Below are 21,762 nucleotides of genomic sequence, written 5' to 3' on the forward strand. Positions count from 1 at the left end.
GCCTAGACTGACCCGCATCTGCTGTCTTCCGCTTTTGCTTTTAAGGCCTCTTGCATGTCCGATCCTCGTTACCAGATCGACGTCAGCGTCGTCACCCGCTTTCTGGCGGACCAATCCCAACCCGAGCACAACCGCTTCGCCTTTGCCTACACCGTCACGGTGAAGAACAACGGCCTGGTGCCGGCCAAGCTGCTGTCGCGCCACTGGGTGATTACCGACGGCGACGGCCAGGTCGAGGAAGTACGCGGTGCAGGCGTGGTCGGCCAGCAGCCATTGATCGACAGCGGCGCCAGCCACACCTACAGCAGCGGCACGGTGATGACCTCAAGGGTCGGCACCATGCAAGGCTCGTATCAGATGAAAGCCACCGACGGCCAACTGTTCGACGCCATCATCAAGCCGTTCCGCCTCGCCGTGCCCGGGGCCCTGCACTGATGGCGACGTACGCGGTCGGCGACCTGCAGGGCTGCCTGGATCCCCTCAAGCGCCTGCTGGAGCGCGTGGCCTTCGACCCGGCGCAAGATCGCCTGTGGCTGGTCGGCGACCTGGTCAACCGCGGCCCGCAGTCACTGGAAACCCTGCGCTATCTCTATGGCCTGCGTGATTCGCTGGTGTGCGTATTGGGCAACCATGACCTGCACCTGCTGGCGGCCGGCCGTAACATCGAGCGCCTGAAAAAGGGCGACACCCTGCGCGAAATCCTCGAAGCGCCGGACCGTGCCGAACTGCTGGAATGGGTGCGCCGGCAAAAAATCATGCATTACGACGAAGCGCGCAACATGGCGCTGGTGCATGCGGGCATTGCGCCGCAGTGGACGCTGAAGAAAGCCCTCAAGTGCGCCGCCGAAGTCGAAATTGCCCTGGCCGACGATAACCTCTATACCGCCTACCTCGACGGCATGTACGGCAATGAGCCGGTCAAATGGGACAATGACCTCACCGGCGTGGCACGCCTGCGGGTGATCACCAACTACTTTACGCGTATGCGCTTCTGTACGGTCGACGGCAAACTGGACCTCAAGACCAAGGAGGGCGCTGACAGCGCGCCGCCTGGCTACAAGCCCTGGTTCGCCCACAAGGAGCGCAAGACCCGCGACACGAAGATCATCTTTGGTCACTGGGCCGCCCTCGAAGGCAACTGCGATGAGCCCGGCGTATTCGCCCTCGACACCGGCTGCGTGTGGGGCGGCGCCATGACCCTGATGAACATCGATACCGGCGAGCGCCTCCGTTGCCAGTGCCAATCCCCTCTCCCACCACAAACGGCCGCCCAGCCCTAGGAGCCCGCCATGAGCGAATTCAAACGTATCCCCCCCGCACAAGCCCAGGCCCTGCGCGAGCAAGGCGCCGTGGTGGTCGATATTCGTGACCAGCCCACGTACGCCGCTGCTCACATCAGCGGCGCCCGGCATCTGGACAACGTCAATATTCAAGACTTCATCCGCGCCGCCGATTTCGACGTGCCGCTGATCGTGGCCTGCTACCACGGCAACTCCAGCCAGAGCGCCGCCGCTTACTTGGTCAGCCAAGGCTTCTCCGACGTCTATAGCCTGGACGGCGGCTTTGAGCTGTGGCGTGCGACCTATCCCGCAGAAATTTCCTCGGGCGATCCGCAATAATTTTTTTCACACCCCGCCACCCCGCGTGATGCTTGGGCTTGCGCCGTTTCTGACGAACGGCGCGGGCAAACTAATTTCGCATCACGCCTTGACCTCCACAATTCCGAACTATCCTTAAGCGCAGGCCATCCAAATCAGGGGAGAGCCGGTACACCGGCGCACGGGTCATCGGTAGCGTTTCAGGGTGTTCTGGGGGGAAACAGCCATTGGTGTCTGCCAATGGTTGCCAGCATCGACTGATTGATCCGGCGTCGGCTCCACGTATCGAGCGAGGTGACGACGTCATGAGTATCTTTAGCCACTTCCAACAACGCTTTGCGTCCACACAGCAGGAAGAACTCACGCTTCAAGAGTATCTGGAGCTGTGCAAACAGGACCGCAGCACCTATGCGTCGGCCGCCGAGCGCCTGCTATTGGCGATCGGCGAGCCGGAGCTGGTGGAGACCGCGAACAATTCACGCCTGTCGCGAATATTCTCCAACAAGGTGATCCGTCGCTATCCGGCCTTTGAAGACTTCCACGGAATGGAAGAATGCATTGACCAGATCGTCTCCTACTTCCGCCACGCCGCCCAAGGCCTGGAAGAAAAGAAACAGATTCTTTACCTGCTCGGCCCGGTGGGTGGCGGTAAATCCTCCCTCGCCGAGAAGCTCAAACAGCTGATCGAGAAGGTCCCCTTCTATGCCATCAAGGGCTCGCCAGTGTTCGAGTCGCCCCTGGGGTTGTTCAACGCCACGGAAGATGGCGCGATCCTCGAAGAAGACTTCGGCATCCCTCGGCGCTACCTCAACACCATCATGTCGCCCTGGGCCACCAAGCGCCTGGCCGAGTTCGGTGGTGATATCAGCCAGTTCCGCGTGGTCAAGCTCTACCCTTCGATCCTCAACCAGATCGGGGTCGCCAAGACCGAGCCCGGCGACGAAAACAACCAGGATATTTCGGCGCTGGTGGGCAAGGTCGATATCCGCAAACTCGAAGAATTTCCGCAGAACGACGCCGATGCCTACAGCTACTCGGGCGCACTGTGCCGGGCCAACCAAGGCCTGATGGAGTTCGTGGAGATGTTCAAGGCGCCGATCAAGGTGCTGCACCCACTGCTCACCGCCACCCAGGAAGGCAACTACAACAGCACCGAGGGCCTGGGGGCGATTCCGTTCACCGGGATCCTGCTGGCCCACTCCAACGAATCGGAATGGCACACCTTCCGCAATAACAAGAACAACGAAGCCTTCATCGACCGGATCTACATCGTCAAAGTGCCGTACTGCCTGCGCGTCAGCGACGAGATCAAGATCTACGACAAGCTGCTGTTCAACAGCTCCCTGGCCAAGGCTCATTGCGCGCCTGACACCCTGAAGATGCTCGCGCAGTTCACCGTGCTGTCACGCCTCAAGGAGCCGGAAAACTCGAATATCTATTCGAAGATGCGCGTATACGACGGCGAAAATCTCAAGGACACCGACCCCAAGGCCAAGTCGATCCAGGAATACCGCGACACCGCGGGCGTGGACGAGGGCATGAACGGGCTGTCGACGCGCTTCGCGTTCAAGATCCTGTCCAAGGTCTTCAACTTCGACCCGCACGAAATCGCCGCCAACCCGGTGCACTTGCTGTATGTGCTGGAGCAGCAGATTGAACAGGAGCAATTCCAGGCCGAAACCCGCGAACGCTACCTGCGCTTCCTCAAGGAATACCTGGCGCCGCGCTATATCGAATTCATCGGCAAGGAAATCCAGACCGCGTATCTCGAATCCTACAGCGAGTACGGCCAGAACATCTTCGACCGCTACGTGCTGTACGCCGACTTCTGGATCCAGGATCAGGAATACCGCGACCCGGAAACCGGCGAAATCCTCAACCGCGTGGCTCTCAACGAGGAACTGGAAAAAATCGAAAAACCGGCCGGCATCAGCAATCCGAAGGATTTCCGCAACGAAATCGTCAACTTCGTACTGCGCGCCCGCGCCAACAACAACGGCAAGAACCCCACTTGGCTCAGCTACGAGAAGCTGCGCGTGGTCATCGAGAAGAAAATGTTCTCCAACACCGAGGACCTGTTGCCGGTCATCAGCTTCAACGCCAAGGCCAGCAAGGAGGATCAGCAAAAACACAACGACTTCGTCACACGCATGGTCGAGCGAGGCTATACCGACAAACAGGTACGACTGCTGTCGGAATGGTACCTACGGGTCCGGAAATCGCAGTGAGAGCAGTAGCTGCAAGCTTCTAGCTACAAGCTGCAAGAGAACAGCGCACGCCGTTCCAACTTGCAGCTTGCAGCTTACGACTTGAAGCTCCCCGGAGGGGCCCCATGAGCTATGTGATCGACCGACGCCTCAATGGCAAGAACAAGAGCACGGTAAACCGGCAGCGTTTCCTGCGGCGTTACCGTGACCACATCAAAAAGGCCGTGGAAGAAGCGGTCAGCCGCCGCTCCATCACCGATATGGAGCATGGCGAGCAGATCAGCATTCCCGGGCGGGATATCGACGAGCCGGTGCTGCACCACGGGCGCGGCGGCAAACAGACGGTCGTGCACCCGGGCAACAAGGAGTTCACCACCGGCGAACATATCCAGCGACCCCAGGGTGGCGGTGGCGGCAAGGGTGCGGGCAAGGCCGGCAACTCCGGCGAAGGCATGGACGAGTTCGTGTTCCAGATTACCCAGGAAGAATTCCTCGAGTTCATGTTCGAGGATCTGGAGCTGCCCAATCTGGTCAAGCGCAACCTCACCGGCACCGACACCTTCAAGACCGTGCGCGCGGGGATCAGCAACGAAGGCAACCCGTCGCGCATCAATATCATCCGCACCCTGCGTTCAGCCCACGCGCGGCGCATTGCGCTGTCCGGCAGCAGCCGCGCCAAACTGAGGGAAGCCAAGGAAGAACTGGCGCGGCTCAAACGCGAAGAACCGGACAATTTCGGCGATATCCAGCAGATCGAGGCGGAAATCGAAAAACTCAGCGCGCGTATTCATCGTGTGCCGTTTCTCGATACCTTCGACTTGAAATACAACCTGCTGGTCAAGCAGCCCAACCCCAGCTCAAAGGCCGTGATGTTCTGCCTGATGGACGTGTCCGGCTCCATGACCCAGGCCACCAAGGACATTGCCAAGCGCTTCTTTATCCTGCTGTACCTGTTCCTGAAGCGGAACTACGACAAGATCGAGGTGGTGTTCATCCGCCATCACACCAGCGCCCGGGAAGTGGACGAGGAAGAGTTCTTTTACTCGCGGGAAACCGGCGGCACCATCGTCTCCAGCGCCTTGAAGCTGATGCAGGAGATCATGGCCGAGCGCTATCCGGCCAATGAGTGGAATATCTACGCGGCCCAGGCTTCCGACGGTGACAACTGGAACGATGACTCACCGATCTGCCGCGATATTCTGATCAACCAGATCATGCCGTTCGTGCAGTACTACACCTACGTCGAAATTACCCCCCGTGAGCACCAGGCCCTGTGGTTCGAATATGAGCGCATCGGCGAAGCCTTTGCCGACACATTTGCCCAGCAGCAACTGGTCTCGGCCGGCGATATTTACCCGGTCTTCCGTGAACTCTTCCAGCGCAGGTTAGTGACATGACCGCCAAAAAAGAGACTAGACGCCAACCCCTTTCCACCGGGTCCGAGTGGACCTTTGAACTGATCCAGGCCTATGACCGGGAAATCAGCCGCATTGCGGCGGGTTATGCGCTGGACACTTACCCCAACCAGATCGAAGTGATCACCGCCGAACAGATGATGGACGCCTATGCCTCGGTAGGCATGCCGCTGGGTTACCACCATTGGTCCTACGGCAAACACTTCCTCAGCACCGAGAAATCCTACACCCGTGGCCAGATGGGCCTGGCCTACGAGATCGTGATCAACTCCGACCCATGCATCGCCTACCTGATGGAAGAAAACACCATCTGCATGCAGGCGCTGGTGGTCGCCCATGCGTGCTATGGACATAACAGCTTCTTCAAGGGCAACTACTTGTTCCGCACCTGGACGGATGCCAGTTCGATTATCGATTACCTGGTATTCGCCAAGCAGTACATCATGCAGTGCGAGGAGCGCCACGGCATCGATGCGGTGGAAGACCTGCTCGACTCCTGCCATGCGTTGATGAACTACGGGGTCGACCGCTACAAACGCCCGTACCCGATTTCTGCCGAAGAAGAACGCCTGCGCCAGGCTGAGCGCGAGGAGCATCTGCAGAAGCAGATTAACGACCTGTGGCGCACCATTCCGAAAAAGGCCGGCAAAAACAACGACAAGGATAATGCGCGCTTCCCCGCCGAACCTCAGGAAAACATCCTCTATTTTCTGGAAAAACACGCGCCACTGCTTGAGCCCTGGCAGCGTGAAATCGTGCGCATTGTGCGCAAGATCGCCCAGTATTTTTATCCACAGCGCCAGACTCAGGTGATGAATGAAGGCTGGGCAACCTTCTGGCACTACACCCTGATGAACGACCTGTACGACGAAGGCCTGGTCACGGACGGCTTCATGATGGAGTTCCTCACCTCCCACACCAGCGTAGTGTTCCAGCCCGGCTTCGACAGCCCTTATTACAGCGGCATCAACCCTTACGCCCTGGGCTTCGCGATGTACCGCGATATACGGCGCATGTGCGAGCACCCCACTGAGGAGGATCGCCGCTGGTTCCCGGAAATAGCCGGCAGCGACTGGCTGTCGACCATCAAGTTCGCCATGAGCAGCTTCAAGGACGAGAGCTTTATCCTGCAGTACCTGTCGCCTCAGGTGATCCGCGATCTCAAGCTGTTCAGCATCATGGATGACGACCTCAAGGACGATCTGGTGGTGCCGGCCATCCACGATGAACCGGGCTACCGCACCATCCGCGAAACCCTGGCGGCGCAGTACAACCTGGGCAATCGCGAGCCCAACGTGCAGATCTACAGCATCGATGTGCGCGGTGATCGCTCGCTGACCCTGCGTCACCAGCAGCACGACCGCAAACCCTTGGGCGAGTCCACCGAAGAAGTCCTCAAGCACCTGCACCGGCTGTGGGGCTTCGACATTCACCTGGAAACCCTGCAGGGCGATCAAGTGATGAAAACCCATCACGTGCCACCGCGCAGCGATCACGGTGATGGCGACTATGGCCGTCTGGATTTGGCAGTCGTTCATCTCTGAAACGGCAAAGCCTCCATTGGTCAGGCACAGGCGGTATCCTGTGGCGCTAATGGAGGCTTTTTCATGAAAATCTACACAGTCGGCGGCGCCGTACGCGACCGCTTGCTGGGCATCAAGGTTACCGATGTCGACCGCGTGGTGGTTGGCGCGAGCGCCGAAGAAATGCTCGCCAAAGGCTACAAGCCGGTAGGCGCAGACTTCCCGGTATTCCTTGACCCTAAGAACGGCGACGAGTACGCCCTGGCCCGCACTGAACGCAAAAGTGGCCGGGGCTATGGCGGTTTTGTGTTTCACGCCAGCCCCGAAGTGACGCTGGAAGAAGACCTGATCCGTCGCGACCTGACGATCAACGCCATGGCGGAGGACGACGACGGTAATGTGATCGATCCGTATCACGGCCAGCGCGACCTGCAAGCCCGTATTCTTCGCCACGTTTCCCCCGCGTTTGCCGAAGATCCGTTACGTGTACTGCGCGTGGCGCGCTTTGCCGCACGGTATGCGTCCCTGGGTTTTACCGTCGCGCCGCAGACCCTGGAACTGATGCGCCAACTCAGCGAGTCCGGCGAACTGGAAGCGCTGATACCCGAGCGCAGTTGGAAAGAAATCTCCCGCGCACTGATGGAGAATCAGCCCCAGGTATTTATCCAGGTGCTGCGCGACTGCGACGCGCTGAAAACCCTGATGCCGGAAGTGGACGCCCTGTTCGGCGTGCCGCAACCCGAAGCCCATCATCCGGAAATCGATACCGGTGTGCACACCTTGAGCGTGCTGGAACAGGCCGCCGTGCATCATCAACCGCTGACGGTGCGCTGGTCCTGCCTGCTGCACGACTTGGGCAAGGGCAACACGCCTGTGGATAAGTTGCCGCAGCACATTGCCCATGAGCAACGGGGCTTGAAGCTGATCAAGGCAGTGAACGAACGCTTCAAGGTGCCGAAGGATTGCCAGGAGCTGGCACTGCTGGTGGGTCAATATCATACCCACGGCCACCGTGCGCTGGAGCTGAAAGCCTCGACGTTGTTGGAGTTGCTGCAAAGTTTTGATGTGTATCGTCGGCCGCAACGCTTTGAAGAGTTTGTGGTGAGCTGCGAAATGGATGCGCGTGGCCGCAAGGGACTGGAACAGAGAAGTTATCCACAAGCAGATTATTTACGCGGCGCAGCGAAGGCGGCGCGCGAGGTGCCAGTGGCGCCGCTGCTGGAGAAAGGCTTCAAAGGCCCGCAATTGGGCGAGGCATTGAAGCGCGAACGGCTCAAAGCACTGCAGGCCTACAAATCACTGCAGACCTGAGCCTCACGCCTGCAGGAGGGTTGCGGGCGTGAGTGGCTGGCCCTGCCATTCGAACCCGACCGGCGCCAGCACCTGGTCGATCTGTGCATCACGCCACAGCTCGGCCATGGTCCTGCGGGCCAGTGGATGCACGCGTTCCGGTGCCATCATCGACAGCGGCCACAGAACGAAAGCGTTGGTCAGGATCTCTGCGCGCGGCAGGATCAAACCGTCGAAATCCCCCACCAGCTCGCCGTACAGCAATACGTCGATGTCCAGCGGCAAGCCTTTGCGGCCGGGTGCATAGCGGCCGTTTTCGGCCTCGATGAGTTTCAGCCTGCGGTCCAGTTCCTTCAGCGGCAGGTCGGTATATGCCGACACCACCAGGTTGAAAAAAGGCCCGCTCTTGATGCCAACCGGCTGGCTTTCGAACACCGCCGAGCAACGCATCTGCGTCAGAAAGCTCGCCAATGCATCCAGCCCGGCACACAAACGCAACTCGCGCTCGATATTGCTGCCAAGGCCGAGGTAAACCTGAGTCAGCGACATCCGCGCTCGATCTCCACGCCCACGCCCCTGGCAGCCGGTACGGCGCCTGGCTTGGTCAACTTGAGGTGCAACCAGGGAATCTGGAACTCGCTCATCAGCACCTGCGCCAGGCGCTCGGCGAAGGTTTCCACCAGCTGGTACCGGGACTCGTCGGCAAAGGCCTGGATACGTGCGGACACGCTGGCGTAATCCAGCGCCAGGGTCAGGTCGTCACCGGCCGCGGCCGGGCGATTGTCCCAGGCGAAACTCAGGTCCAGACGCAGGCATTGCTTGATGCCGCGCTCCCAGTCGTAGGCGCCGATCACCGTGTCGACTTCCAGGCCTTCGATAAACACTCTGTCCAAGCACTCTTCTCCGCAGCACGACAAGGGCGCGATGCCCCGTTAGAATCAGGGCGTCCTCGCCCGGAATAGTTAGCATGTTTTGGTCACTGGCGGTTTTCGCCTACCTGCTCGGCTCGCTGTCCTTCGCCATTGTGCTCAGCCGCCTGACGGGAAATCCCGATCCGCGAATGAGTGGCTCAGGCAATGCCGGCGCCACCAACATGTTGCGTCTGGCCGGCAAGAAACTTGCCGTATTGACCCTGCTGGGTGACGTCTGCAAGGGCCTGGTGCCCGTGCTGATTGCCAGCCTCGCCGGCCTGGCCCTGCAACAGCAGGCCTGGGTGGGCGTATGCGCCGTCCTGGGCCATCTGTTTCCCCTGTACTTTCGCTTTCGCGGCGGCAAAGGCGTCGCCACGGCGGCCGGCATGCTGCTGGGGATCTACCCACCCGCGGCTTTGCTGGCCATGACGGCCTGGCTGCTGACGTTCTACCTGACCCGCACCAGCTCCCTGGCCGCGCTGATCGCCACGCCGCTCACCCTGCCATTGCTGGCCTGGCAGGCGCCGGCAGCGCTGTTGCCGATGAGCGTGCTGACGCTGCTGATCGTCTGGCGCCACCGCGGCAATCTACGCGACCTGTTTGCCGGGCGCGAACGGCATTTTTAAATACGCCCGGTGAACCCGGTTCATGCGCAAGCCTTACAACGGTGACAACTGCTCCATCGGCCAGCGCGCCTGCACGCTGATCGCCAGGCTTTCATGCTGCCCGGCCTGCAGGCGCTGGCAGCCGGCGTAGGCGATCATCGCGCCATTGTCGGTGCAGAACTCGGGGCGTGCGTAGAACACATCGCCCTTCATGTCACCGAGCATTTTTTCCAGCGAGGTACGCAAGGCCTTGTTGGCGCTGACGCCGCCAGCGATCACCAGGCGCTGCATGCCCGCCTGCTTGAGCGCGCGTTTGCACTTGATGGTCAAAGTGTCCACCACGGCCTGCTGGAACGCCAGAGCGATGTCGCAACGGGCTTGCTCACTGTCGTCCCCGGCGCTGACGCTTTGCTGCCAGGTGTTGAGTGCCGAGGTTTTCAAACCGCTGAAGCTGAACATCAGCCCCGGGCGATCACACATCGGACGCGGGAAGGTGTAGCGACCGGCCACGCCCTTTTCGGCGAGACGCGCGATTTCCGGGCCGCCAGGATAATTGAGGCCCATCATCTTCGCGGTCTTGTCGAACGCCTCACCGGCGGCATCGTCCAGGGACTCGCCCAACAGGGTGTATTGACCGATTCCATCGACCTGAACCAGTTGCGTATGGCCGCCCGACACCAACAAAGCGACGAACGGGAACTGCGGTGGTGTTTTTTCCAGCATGGGCGCCAGTAAATGGCCTTCCATATGGTGCACACCGAGGGCCGGAATGCCCCAGGCAAATGCCAGCGCCTGCGCGCAAGAGGCCCCAACCAGAAGGGCTCCAACCAATCCGGGACCGGCGGTGTAGGCGATGGCATCGATCTCGGTCGGCACACAGCCGGCCTCGTCCAACACCTGCCGGATCAACGGCAGCATGCGCTTGACGTGATCGCGGCTGGCGAGCTCCGGCACCACGCCGCCATAGGCACGGTGCAGGTCGATCTGACTGAACAGTGCATCGGCCAAAAGCCCGCGTTCACTGTCGTAAAGTGCGACACCGGTTTCATCGCAGGAGGTTTCAAGTCCCAGTACTAGCATGGGTTTGCGCCTTGTAGAGGCTGAATTCGAAGGCGCGCATAATAGTCGCCACTCCCCCTCCCGCCTAGCGGTTTTCGATCAGAGGCTTTGCATTCCGGGCAATGAGGGGTTAACATCCGCAACCCTTAAAAACCGACGACCTCAGCCGCGAATTTTTTGCGACGAGAACGTTGAATCCCGGTAATGAAAGAAGGTAGCTCTGGATGCCAGCCGTCAAAGTAAAAGAGAACGAACCCTTCGACGTAGCTCTGCGTCGTTTCAAGCGCTCCTGCGAAAAAGCCGGTGTTCTGGCTGAAGTTCGTAGCCGCGAATTTTATGAGAAGCCAACTTCTGAGCGTAAGCGCAAGGCAGCAGCCGCTGTTAAGCGTCACGCCAAGAAAGTTCAGCGCGAACAGCGCCGCGCCGTTCGTCTGTACTAATACACAGACGTTCGTAGCAAGCTTCTGCCAAGCCCGGCCCTCAGCCGGGCTGTTGGCATTTGCGGATATCGCTTGATGCTTCACTGTTGACGCCGCACACGCGACCGATACAACCGCTTCACACGTCAGGACTGGCTCTTTTGCCAGCGGTGCGCGTCTCTTCTGACGAGCCTAACAAGGCTACTGACGAGCACACTTATTCTTCAAACAGACGATCAACCGTGTCGGCTGTGCCCATTGACGAGTTCCGAGGCCGCCCGCAGGCCAAGACCGGATACCGGGGCAACATTTCCATGCCGACTCCTGATAGAAACCTAACGTCAGAGAATGTTCGGCAGATACACTTCCTGACAATCCATGCAGACGCAAGCTGGTCGAGCACTCGATAGCTGCGCTTGAACACTTCATGGACCCCGATTGACACGCAGTGATGACGAGAACGCCATGGCCGGGCTGATTCCCCAGAGCTTTATTGACGACCTTCTGAACCGCACCGACATCGTCGATGTTGTCAGCTCACGCGTGCAATTGAAAAAAGCCGGCAAGAACTACACCGCCTGCTGCCCGTTCCACAAGGAAAAGACCCCGTCGTTCAGCGTCAGCCCCGACAAGCAGTTCTACTATTGCTTCGGCTGCGGCGCAGGCGGCAACGCCCTCGGCTTCCTCATGGACCACGACAACCTGGACTTCCCCCAGGCGATCGAGGACCTGGCTAAAGCCGCCGGCATGGAAGTCCCCCGCGAAGAGAGTGGCCGCCCGCACAAACCGCGCCAGCCCACCGATTCGCCGCTGTACCCGCTGCTGACCGCTGCCGCCGACTTTTATCGTCAGGCGCTCAAGAGCCATCCGCAACGCAAGGCCGCCGTCGACTACCTCAAGGGCCGCGGCCTCACCGGCGAAATCGCCCGTGACTTCGGCCTGGGCTTCGCGCCGCCCGGCTGGGACAACCTGTACAAGCACCTGAGCAGCGACACGCTCCAGCAAAAAGCCATGATCGATGCCGGCCTGCTGGTGGAAAACGCCGAGACCGGCAAGCGCTACGACCGTTTCCGCGACCGCGTGATGTTCCCGATCCGCGACAGCCGTGGTCGTATCATCGCCTTTGGTGGGCGCGTGCTGGGCGACGACAAGCCCAAGTACCTGAACTCACCGGAAACCCCGGTGTTCCACAAGGGCCAGGAACTCTATGGCCTGTATGAAGCGCGCAAGAACAATCGCAACCTTGATGAGATCATCGTGGTTGAAGGCTATATGGACGTGATCGCCCTGGCCCAGCAAGGTTTGCGCAACGCCGTGGCGACCCTCGGCACCGCCACCAGCGAAGAACACCTCAAGCGGCTGTTTCGCGTGGTACCCAGCGTGCTGTTCTGTTTCGATGGCGACCAGGCCGGTCGCAACGCCGCCTGGCGCGCCCTCGAAGCTACGTTGTCGAGCCTGCAGGACGGGCGCCGCGCGCGCTTTCTGTTCCTGCCCGAAGGCGAAGACCCGGACACTTTGGTACGCGCCGAAGGCACCGATGCATTCCGTGCGCGCATCAACCAGCATGCACAGCCGCTGGCGGATTATTTCTTCCAGCAACTGACCGAGGAAGCCGACCCGCGCTCCCTTGAGGGCAAGGCCCACATGGCCACCCTCGCCGCACCACTGATCGACAAGGTGCCCGGCGCCAACCTGCGCACCCTGATGCGCCAGCGTCTGCTGGAAATTACCGGGTTGAGCGGCGAGGCCGTCAGCCAGCTGGTGCACAGCGCGCCGCAGACCGCACCACCGACCTATGATCCGGGCATGGACTACGATGCCATGCCGGACTACGCCGACTTTCACCCGCCGCAGGACGCCTATGCGCCGCAGCAGGACTGGACGCCAAAGAAACCCGGTGCCGGCGGCAAGAAGTGGGAAAAGAAACCCTGGAGCAAGAATTTCAAGCGCGGTGATCGCGACGAGGCTTATGCCCCGCGAACACCGGTCGCCGTCGAAGCACCCACGCTGATTGCCCTGCGCACGCTCATCCACCACCCGGAACTGGCGGGCAGGGTTGAAAGTGCCGAGCATTTTGCCAATGAGAGCAATACCTACGCTCAGGTGCTGATTGCCCTGATCGAAGCCGTGCAGAAAAATCCTAAGCTAAACTCCATCCAGTTGATGGCTCGTTGGCATGGCACCGAACAGGGCCGTTTGTTGAAAGCACTCGCAGAAAAGGAGTGGCTAATTGACGGCGATAACCTTGAACAACAGTTTTTAGACACCATTACTAGGTTATCTGCGGGTCAGCACACGCAGACCCTCGATGAGCTTATCAAGAGAGCAAGGCAGCCAGGATTGTCGGCTGAAGAGCAAATTCAGATAGCAAAACAGATGCGCGACCTATTAAAACAGAATGTTTCAGCATCAAACCCGACCTCAGCTGGCGTGTGAGGTCATAGCTCGGGTATAATCCTCGGCTTGTTTTTTGCCCGCCAAGACCTTCAGTGGATAGGGTGTTATGTCCGGAAAAGCGCAACAGCAGTCTCGTATCAAAGAGTTGATCACCCTTGGTCGTGAGCAGAAGTATCTGACTTACGCAGAGGTCAACGACCACCTGCCTGAGGATATTTCAGATCCTGAGCAGGTGGAAGACATCATCCGCATGATCAATGACATGGGGATCCCCGTACACGAGAGTGCTCCGGATGCGGACGCCCTTATGTTGGCCGACGCCGACACCGACGAGGCAGCCGCTGAAGAAGCCGCTGCCGCGCTGGCTGCGGTGGAGACCGACATCGGTCGCACGACTGACCCTGTGCGCATGTATATGCGTGAAATGGGCACCGTCGAGTTGCTGACGCGTGAAGGCGAAATCGAAATCGCCAAGCGCATTGAAGAGGGTATCCGTGAAGTGATGGGCGCAATCGCGCACTTCCCTGGCACGGTTGACCACATTCTCTCCGAGTACACTCGCGTCACCACCGAAGGTGGCCGCCTGTCCGACGTCCTGAGCGGTTATATCGACCCGGACGATGGCATTGCGCCGCCTGCCGCCGAAGTACCGCCACCGGTCGATCCGAAAGCCCCGAAAGCGGACGACGAGACCGACGACGAAGAGACTGAAGGCAGCAGCGACGACGAAGACGAAGTCGAAAGCGGCCCGGATCCGGTTATCGCTGCACAGCGTTTCGGTGCGGTTTCCGATCAAATGGAAATCACACGCAAGGCCCTGAAGAAGCACGGTCGTTCCAACAAGCAGGCAATTGCCGAGCTGTTGGCCCTGGCTGAGCTGTTCATGCCGATCAAACTGGTACCGAAGCAATTCGAAGGCCTGGTTGAGCGTGTTCGCAGTGCCCTCGAGCGTCTGCGTGCACAAGAGCGCGCAATCATGCAGCTGTGTGTGCGTGATGCACGCATGCCGCGTACCGACTTTCTGCGCCAGTTCCCAGGCCATGAAGTTGACGAAAGCTGGACCGACGCGCTGGCCAAGGGCAAGGCGAAATACGCCGAAGCCATCGGTCGCCTGCAGCCCGATATCATCCGCTGCCAACAGAAGTTGACCGCGCTTGAGACCGAGACCGGCCTGACGATTGCCGAGATCAAGGACATCAACCGTCGCATGTCGATCGGTGAGGCCAAGGCCCGCCGCGCGAAGAAAGAAATGGTTGAAGCCAACTTGCGTCTGGTGATCTCCATCGCCAAGAAGTACACCAACCGTGGCCTGCAATTCCTCGATCTGATCCAGGAAGGCAACATCGGCTTGATGAAGGCTGTGGACAAGTTCGAATACCGTCGCGGTTACAAGTTCTCGACCTATGCCACCTGGTGGATCCGTCAGGCGATCACTCGCTCGATCGCTGACCAGGCACGCACCATCCGTATTCCGGTGCACATGATCGAGACGATCAACAAGCTCAACCGCATTTCCCGGCAGATGTTGCAGGAAATGGGTCGTGAACCGACCCCGGAAGAGCTGGGCGAACGCATGGAAATGCCTGAGGATAAAATCCGCAAGGTATTGAAGATCGCCAAAGAGCCGATCTCCATGGAAACCCCGATCGGTGATGACGAAGACTCCCATCTGGGTGACTTCATCGAAGACTCGACCATGCAGTCGCCAATCGATGTCGCCACCGTTGAGAGCCTCAAGGAAGCAACCCGCGACGTACTCTCCGGCCTCACTGCCCGTGAAGCCAAGGTACTGCGCATGCGTTTCGGCATCGACATGAATACCGACCACACCCTTGAGGAAGTCGGTAAGCAATTTGACGTGACCCGTGAGCGGATCCGTCAGATCGAAGCCAAGGCGCTGCGCAAGTTGCGCCACCCGACGCGAAGCGAGCATCTGCGCTCCTTCCTCGACGAGTGATACCAGAACCCCCGGCCCAGGCCGGGGGTTTTGCTTTCTGTACATGTCTTTCTACAGATTAACTGCCTCGCCTCTCCCTCCCCCCGCATTGCCCGTCTACACTCGAAATATTCCCCGTGCCATAACGAGACCGTTATGCCCAGACTGCCGACCGTGATACTGCTGTCGCTGCTGACCTGGACCGCAACGGCTGGCGCGTTGACGCTTACTGATGAAGAGCGTGGCTGGCTGTCGGACCATCAGGAGCTGAAACTCGGTGTGGACCCTTTATGGCCACCGTTTGAATACCGTGATGAAAATGACCGTTACCAGGGCCTTGCGGCCGATTATATTCGCCTGATACAGGATCGCCTGGGCGTCAGGGTCAAACTGATCGAGCCTGGAAGTTGGAGGGCGGTTCTCGATCTGACGAAAGACAATCAGCTCGACCTGCTGCCTGCCGTCATGTCCACCCCTGAGCGTCAAAGCTTCATTGCGTTCACGCGGCCTTACCTGGACTTCCCCATCGTCATCCTGGCCCATGAGGGTGGCGCCAAACCGCGCAACCTTCAGGACCTGTACGGGCTGAAGATTGCCGTGGTGGAAAACTATGCGCCCCATGAGCTGCTGCGCAGCCACCATCCCGACCTCAATCTGGTCGCCATGCCCAATGTCAGCTCGACCTTGCAGGCGCTGGCCACTGACGAGGTGGATGCGGTAGTCGGAGACCTGGCTTCCAGCGTCTGGAGCCTGCGCCAACTCAAGCTGGAAGGCCTGTACGTCAGTGGCGAAACGCCCTATCGCTATCAACTGGCAATGGGTGTGCCGCGCGACAACAAGGTCCTGGTGGGCATCCTCGACAAGGTGCTCGCCGACCTCACCCCCGGCGAAACCGAAGCCATCCAGCAACGCTGGGTAGGCGGCATCAACGATCACCGCACTTTCTGGAAAGACCTGTTGACCTACGGCCTACCCGCCGTATTGCTGCTGATCACCGTATTGGCCATCGTGATTCAGATCAATCGCCGGCTCAGTTCGGAAATTTCCCGCCGCGTCGCCCTCGAACAGGAACTGCGCAGCAGCGAATACCACTACCGTGGCCTGGTGGAGAGCCTTTCCGCCATTGCCTGGGAAGCCAGCGTTACCGATTTCACCTACAGCTACGTGTCGCCCCACGCTGAGGATTTACTCGGCTACCCCCGTGCCCATTGGCTGATCCCGGGCTTCTGGCGCAATATCATTCACCCCGCCGACCTGACCCGCGCCGAAGCCTATTGCAACCGTGAAACGCGCGCCAACCGTGACCACAGCATTGATTACCGGGTTATCACCGCCGACGGCCGCTGCCTGTGGGTGCGTGACATCGTGAGCCTGATCGAACACGGGCACGAACCCGTGCTGCGCGGGTTGATGATCGATATCAGCGAAGCCAAGCGCACGGAAGAAGCCCTGCAGCGTTCCGAACAGAAATTCGCCTCGGTGTTCCAGCAATGTCCGGACATCCTGGTGATCGCGCGCCTTTCCGACGGCTGCCTGCTCGAGGTGAACAAAGCCTTCGAAGACCAGATTGGCCTGAGTGCCGAGCAGGTAATCGGCAAGGCCGGTACCGAGCTGGATATCTGGGGCATTCCCGGCATCGGCTCGGAGTTGCTGAAACGCGTCCAGACCACCAGTATCCGCAACCTGGAACTGCCCTTCCGGCGCAGCAATGGCCAGGCGTTCATAGGGCTGATTTCCGCCGAACCGTTCCTGCTCGATACCACGGAAGCCATCGTCGTCGTGGTGCGCGATATCACCCAGCTCAAGGAAACCCAGCAACAGCTGCAAACCTCCGAAGAGAAGTTCGCCAAGGCCTTCCATGCCTCGCCCGACGGCTTGTTGCTGAGTCGCCAGCGGGACGGCCTGTTGATTGAGGTCAACGAAGGCTTCAGCCGTCTCACCGGCTACACCTCCGCCACGTCTCTGGAACACTCAGCCATGGAGCTGGGCATCTGGGTCGACCTCAACGAACGCAAACACATGCTGGATCTGATACGACGCGACGGCTTCGTGCGTGACTTCATTTGCCACATACGGCGCAGCGACGGGGAGATCCGGCTTTGCGAAGTGTCCAGCCGGCCCCTGCCCATCGGTGATGAAGCCTGCATATTGACCATCGCCCGCGACATCACCGAACGTCAGTTGATGCAGGAGAAACTGCAACAGGCCGCGACCGTGTTCGAAAGCACCGCCGAAGGCGTGTTGATCACCGACACCTCGCAGAACATCAGCGCAGTCAACCGCGCGTTCAGCGAAATCACCGGCTACAGCGAGGCTGAAGCCTTGGGCCAAACCCCGCGTCTGCTCGCCTCCGGCCAGCACGACAGCGCGTTCTTCGCTGCGATGTGGCACCAGTTGGCCGCCCATGGGCATTGGCAAGGCGAGATCGCCAACCGTCGCAAGGATGGCGAGGTGTACCCCAGTTGGCTGACCATCAACGCCGTGCGTAATCGCGACGACGTGATCACCCACTTCGTTGCCGTATTCGCCGATATCTCCAGCCTCAAACTTGCCCAGGCCCGCCTCGATTACCAGGCGCACCACGACCCGCTCACCGGCCTGCCCAACCGCACCCTGTTTGAAAGCCGGCTGCAGGCCGCTCTCGATGGCCACCAGGAAACCGGCCAACAAGGCGCCGTTCTATTCCTCGACCTGGACCGTTTCAAGCACATCAATGACAGCCTCGGCCACCCCATCGGCGACCTGCTGCTCAAAGGCATCGCCGTGCGCCTCAAAGAACAACTGCGCGACATCGACACCGTTGCGCGCCTGGGCGGCGATGAATTCATCATCCTGCTGCCCGGCCTGCAAAACGCCAGCGACGCCGACTACCTGGCCAACAAGCTGCTCGCCTGCTTCACGCAGCCGTTCCAGGCGGGCGAACACGAGTTCTTCATCAGCGCCAGCATCGGCACCAGCCTGTACCCCGAGGACGGCACCGACGTCGCCACCCTGGTCAAGAATGCCGATGCCGCCATGTACCGCTCCAAAGCCAAGGGCCGCAACCGGGTCGAAAGCTACACCAGTGACCTGACGACCCAGGCCAGCGAACGCGTGGCACTGGAACACGAACTGCGCCGCGCCATCGAACGTGACGAACTGAGCCTGTATTACCAACCCAAGCTAAGCCTGACGAGCCAGGAACTGATCGGCGCCGAAGCCCTGATCCGCTGGCACCACCCCACTTTTGGCGACGTGCCGCCCGAACACTTCATCGCCCTGGCCGAAGAAAACGGCACCATCCTGCAGATCGGCGACTGGGTGCTGGAACAAGCCTGCCAGCAACTGCACGCCTGGCAGGGCACCTTCGACACATTCGGCCCGCTCTCGGTCAACCTCGCCGGCGCACAACTGCGCAGCCCCAACCTGCTGGCGCGCATCGAACAACTGCTGCACGACTACCACCTCGACCCCGGCTGCCTGCAACTGGAGATCACCGAAAACTTCATCATGAGCCAGGCCGAAGAGGCCCTGAAAGTGCTGCACCAGCTCAAACACCTCGGCGTGCAACTGGCAATTGACGACTTCGGCACCGGCTACTCCTCCCTCAGCTACCTCAAACGCCTGCCCCTGGACTTCCTGAAAATCGACCAGTCCTTCGTCCGCGGCCTCCCCGACGACCCCCACGACGCCGCCATCGTCCGCGCCATCATCGCCCTGGGCCACAGCATGCAATTCACAATCATCGCCGAGGGAGTGGAGAATGCGGCGCAGCAGGATTTCCTGGCGGCGGAAGGGTGTGAACAGATGCAGGGTTACATCGTGAGCCTGCCATTACCGCCGGGCCTTTTTGCCGAGGCGTTTCTTCGTACGAAGATTGAGAATTTTACGGATGGCACAGCGAAGAAACCGTCGTTATAATCCGCGACCTACTGAGGGCCTATAGCTCAGTTGGTTAGAGCAGGGGACTCATAATCCCTTGGTCGTAGGTTCGAGTCCTACTGGGCCCACCATACTCAAAGCCGCGCATTGCGCGGCTTTCGTCGTTTCTGGTCTCAGGCTTTTCCCCGCACAAGCCTGTAACATGCCACCAACCGCCCCCCATCCCGGAGCCCCCTTGGCCACCCTAGACGAAATCGACCGCCAACTCATCGCTGCGCTGCAACTGAACGCCCGCGAAAGCGTGGCCATGCTCGCTCGGCAGCTCGGCATCGCGCGCACTACGGTCACCTCTCGCCTGGCGCGGCTGGAGAAAACCCAGGTGATCACCGGTTACGGCGTTCGCCTCAGTCAACGTGTCGCCGATGGGGGTCTGCAGGCATATGTAGGCATCACCGTACAACCACGCTCCGGCAAGGAAGTGCTGCGCAAACTCAGCGCCATGGCTCAGGTGCAGCAACTCTGCGCGGTGAGCGGCGAATTCGATTATGTGGCCTGGCTGCGCACCGATTCGCCCGAGCAACTCGACCAACTGCTCGATCAGATCGGCAGTGTCGACGGCGTTGAAAAAACCACCACGTCGATCATCCTCAGCAACAAACTGGATCGCGCACAACCAATCTGATCGATCGACTCGTCATATTGACTAAAACCAGCTCAATATGACGACACATTGCGTCTTATTAATGACCTCTGCACTCCCTAAACTGGCTGCCATCTTTTCCTATACTCAGCGGGTCGCTTCCCGTCGAGTCGTCAACAAGGTCAGCCATGAGCATTCCGTCCAGCACCCTCAGCAAGACCATTCGCCACCCTGCCGACGGTAAAAAACCGATCACTATCTTCGGCCCGGATTTTCCGTTTGCCTTTGATGACTGGATTGAGCACCCGGCGGGCCTGGGCAGCATTCCTGCTGCCAATCACGGCGCCGAGGTGGCGATTGTCGGCGCGGGGATTGCCGGGCTGGTCGCGGCCTATGAGCTGATGAAGCTGGGTCTGAAGCCGGTGGTGTACGAAGCCTCGAAAATGGGCGGCCGTTTGCGCTCCCAGGCGTTCGAAGGCGCCGAGGGCATCATTGCAGAGCTGGGCGGCATGCGGTTTCCGGTGTCGTCCACGGCGTTCTATCACTATGTGGACAAGCTGGGGCTGGAAACCAAACCGTTTCCCAACCCGCTGACGCCGGCCTCCGGCAGCACGGTGATTGATCTGGAAGGCGAGACTCACTACGCGCAGAAACTCTCGGACTTGCCGGCGCTGTTCCAGGAAGTGGCCGACGCCTGGGCCGATGCGCTGGAGGCCGGTTCGCAGTTCGGCGATATCCAGCAGGCTATCCGCGACCGCGATGTGCCGCGTCTGAAAGCGCTGTGGAACAAGCTGGTGCCTCTGTGGGACGACCGCACTTTCTACGACTTCGTGGCCACCTCGAAGGCGTTCGCCAAGTTGTCGTTCCACCATCGCGAAGTGTTTGGCCAGGTGGGTTTCGGCACCGGCGGCTGGGACTCGGACTTCCCCAACTCGATGCTGGAGATCTTTCGCGTGGTGATGACCAACTGCGACGATCACCAGCACCTGGTGGTCGGCGGCGTGGCGCAGGTGCCCATGGGCATCTGGCGCCATGTGCCGGAGCGTTGCGCCCACTGGCCGGCCGGCACCAGCCTCAGCTCATTGCACTGCGGCGCGCCACGGGCCGGGGTCAAGCGCATTGCCCATGCGGCGGGTGGCCGTTTCGCGGTCACCGACAATTACGGCGACACCCGCGAATACGCTGCGGTGCTCACCACCTGCCAGAGCTGGCTGCTGACCACACAGATCGAATGCGACGAAACCCTGTTCTCGCAAAAGATGTGGATGGCTTTGGACCGCACGCGCTATATGCAGTCGTCGAAAACCTTCGTGATGGTCGACCGCCCGTTCTGGAAGGACAAGGACCCCGAAACCGGCCGCGACCTGATGAGCATGACCCTCACCGACCGCCTGACCCGTGGCACTTACCTGTTCGACAATGGCGACGACAAGCCGGGCGTCATCTGCCTGTCGTACTCGTGGATGAGCGACGCGCTGAAAATGCTGCCGCAGCCCATCGATAAACGGGTGAAACTGGCGCTGGACGCCCTGAACAAGATTTACCCGAAAGTCGACATCAAGGCGCGCATCATCGGCGATCCGATCACCGTGTCCTGGGAAGCCGACCCGCATTTCCTCGGCGCCTTCAAGGGCGCATTGCCCGGCCACTATCGCTACAACCAGCGGATGTACGCGCACTTCATGCAGAAGGACATGCCCGCCGAGCAGCGTGGGATTTTCATTGCCGGCGACGATGTGTCCTGGACGCCTGCGTGGGTCGAAGGCGCGGTGCAAACTTCCCTCAACGCGGTGTGGGGCATCATGAATCACTTTGGTGGCAGCACTCACCCCGAGAACCCGGGGCCGGGTGACGTGTTCGATGAAATCGGGCCGATTGCCCTGCCTGAATAACTGCCCGAC

Annotated in this window: 17 protein-coding genes and 1 tRNA gene; 15 read left to right on the forward strand and 3 right to left on the reverse strand. The window is 60.1% G+C overall.

Annotation, left to right across the window (positions count from 1 at the left end):
- Positions 1-54 precede the first annotated feature (54 nt).
- The 7 genes from apaG to RHM60_RS13730 all read left to right on the forward strand — a co-directional run bounded on the left by apaG (position 55) and on the right by RHM60_RS13730 (position 8,054).
- Positions 55-435, forward strand: coding sequence for a Co2+/Mg2+ efflux protein ApaG (gene apaG, locus RHM60_RS13700; RefSeq protein WP_209985501.1), 381 nt, complete (start codon positions 55-57; stop codon positions 433-435).
- Entirely contained in the window at positions 435-1,280 is an 846-nt protein-coding gene (locus tag RHM60_RS13705; protein ID WP_209985504.1) for a symmetrical bis(5'-nucleosyl)-tetraphosphatase, read from the forward strand. The genes apaG and RHM60_RS13705 overlap by 1 nt, the downstream gene beginning before the upstream one ends.
- A gap of 9 nt (positions 1,281-1,289) precedes the next feature.
- Complete coding sequence (glpE, locus tag RHM60_RS13710; protein ID WP_209985507.1) at positions 1,290-1,619, forward strand: thiosulfate sulfurtransferase GlpE; 330 nt, start codon at positions 1,290-1,292, stop codon at positions 1,617-1,619.
- A gap of 284 nt (positions 1,620-1,903) precedes the next feature.
- Entirely contained in the window at positions 1,904-3,826 is a 1,923-nt protein-coding gene (locus RHM60_RS13715; protein WP_003194732.1) for a PrkA family serine protein kinase, read from the forward strand.
- A gap of 104 nt (positions 3,827-3,930) precedes the next feature.
- Positions 3,931-5,202 carry a YeaH/YhbH family protein gene (locus tag RHM60_RS13720; RefSeq protein WP_322212062.1) on the forward strand — a complete coding sequence of 424 codons (1,272 nt, stop codon included), beginning with the start codon at positions 3,931-3,933 and terminating at the stop codon, positions 5,200-5,202.
- Positions 5,199-6,764 carry a SpoVR family protein gene (locus RHM60_RS13725; RefSeq protein ID WP_209985511.1) on the forward strand — a complete coding sequence of 522 codons (1,566 nt, stop codon included), beginning with the start codon at positions 5,199-5,201 and terminating at the stop codon, positions 6,762-6,764. Before RHM60_RS13720 ends, RHM60_RS13725 begins: the two co-directional genes overlap by 4 nt.
- A gap of 63 nt (positions 6,765-6,827) precedes the next feature.
- Positions 6,828-8,054, forward strand: a complete 1,227-nt coding sequence (locus RHM60_RS13730; RefSeq protein ID WP_322212063.1) for a multifunctional CCA addition/repair protein — start codon at positions 6,828-6,830, stop codon at positions 8,052-8,054.
- Positions 8,055-8,057: 3 nt separating this feature from the next.
- Here the strand turns inward: RHM60_RS13730 and folK are convergent, their stop codons facing one another.
- Together folK and folB are read right to left on the reverse strand one after the other, a co-directional pair.
- Entirely contained in the window at positions 8,058-8,582 is a 525-nt protein-coding gene (gene folK, locus RHM60_RS13735; RefSeq protein WP_209985517.1) for a 2-amino-4-hydroxy-6-hydroxymethyldihydropteridine diphosphokinase, read from the reverse strand.
- Positions 8,573-8,926 (reverse strand): dihydroneopterin aldolase, encoded by a 354-nt coding sequence (gene folB, locus RHM60_RS13740; RefSeq protein ID WP_209985521.1) that lies wholly within the window; start codon positions 8,924-8,926, stop codon positions 8,573-8,575. Before folB ends, folK begins: the two co-directional genes overlap by 10 nt.
- 74 nt (positions 8,927-9,000) lie before the next feature.
- Here folB and plsY point away from each other — a divergent pair, with 74 nt between their 5' ends.
- Positions 9,001-9,570 carry a glycerol-3-phosphate 1-O-acyltransferase PlsY gene (gene plsY / locus RHM60_RS13745; RefSeq protein WP_231423602.1) on the forward strand — a complete coding sequence of 190 codons (570 nt, stop codon included), beginning with the start codon at positions 9,001-9,003 and terminating at the stop codon, positions 9,568-9,570.
- 33 nt (positions 9,571-9,603) lie between these two features.
- Here the strand turns inward: plsY and tsaD are convergent, their stop codons facing one another.
- Positions 9,604-10,629 (reverse strand): tRNA (adenosine(37)-N6)-threonylcarbamoyltransferase complex transferase subunit TsaD, encoded by a 1,026-nt coding sequence (gene tsaD / locus RHM60_RS13750; RefSeq protein WP_209985526.1) that lies wholly within the window; start codon positions 10,627-10,629, stop codon positions 9,604-9,606.
- Between the two features lie 203 nt (positions 10,630-10,832).
- Here tsaD and rpsU point away from each other — a divergent pair, with 203 nt between their 5' ends.
- From rpsU to RHM60_RS13785, 7 genes are all read left to right on the forward strand, one after another.
- Positions 10,833-11,048 carry a 30S ribosomal protein S21 gene (gene rpsU / locus RHM60_RS13755; RefSeq protein ID WP_002551877.1) on the forward strand — a complete coding sequence of 72 codons (216 nt, stop codon included), beginning with the start codon at positions 10,833-10,835 and terminating at the stop codon, positions 11,046-11,048.
- 444 nt (positions 11,049-11,492) lie between these two features.
- Positions 11,493-13,463, forward strand: coding sequence for a DNA primase (gene dnaG, locus RHM60_RS13760; protein ID WP_322214613.1), 1,971 nt, complete (start codon positions 11,493-11,495; stop codon positions 13,461-13,463).
- A gap of 67 nt (positions 13,464-13,530) precedes the next feature.
- Complete coding sequence (gene rpoD / locus RHM60_RS13765) at positions 13,531-15,381, forward strand: RNA polymerase sigma factor RpoD (protein WP_209985529.1); 1,851 nt, start codon at positions 13,531-13,533, stop codon at positions 15,379-15,381.
- 135 nt (positions 15,382-15,516) lie between these two features.
- On the forward strand, positions 15,517-19,260 hold the full coding sequence (locus RHM60_RS13770; protein WP_322212064.1) for an EAL domain-containing protein: 3,744 nt from the start codon (positions 15,517-15,519) through the stop codon (positions 19,258-19,260).
- A gap of 15 nt (positions 19,261-19,275) precedes the next feature.
- Positions 19,276-19,352 (forward strand) — tRNA-Ile (locus RHM60_RS13775).
- Between the two features lie 104 nt (positions 19,353-19,456).
- Entirely contained in the window at positions 19,457-19,903 is a 447-nt protein-coding gene (locus tag RHM60_RS13780; protein ID WP_003232633.1) for an Lrp/AsnC family transcriptional regulator, read from the forward strand.
- Between the two features lie 146 nt (positions 19,904-20,049).
- Entirely contained in the window at positions 20,050-21,753 is a 1,704-nt protein-coding gene (locus RHM60_RS13785) for a flavin monoamine oxidase family protein (protein WP_322212065.1), read from the forward strand.
- The last annotated feature ends 9 nt before the right edge of the window (positions 21,754-21,762 follow it).

This window comes from Pseudomonas sp. MH9.3, from assembly GCF_034354675.1.
GTDB lineage: Bacteria > Pseudomonadota > Gammaproteobacteria > Pseudomonadales > Pseudomonadaceae > Aquipseudomonas.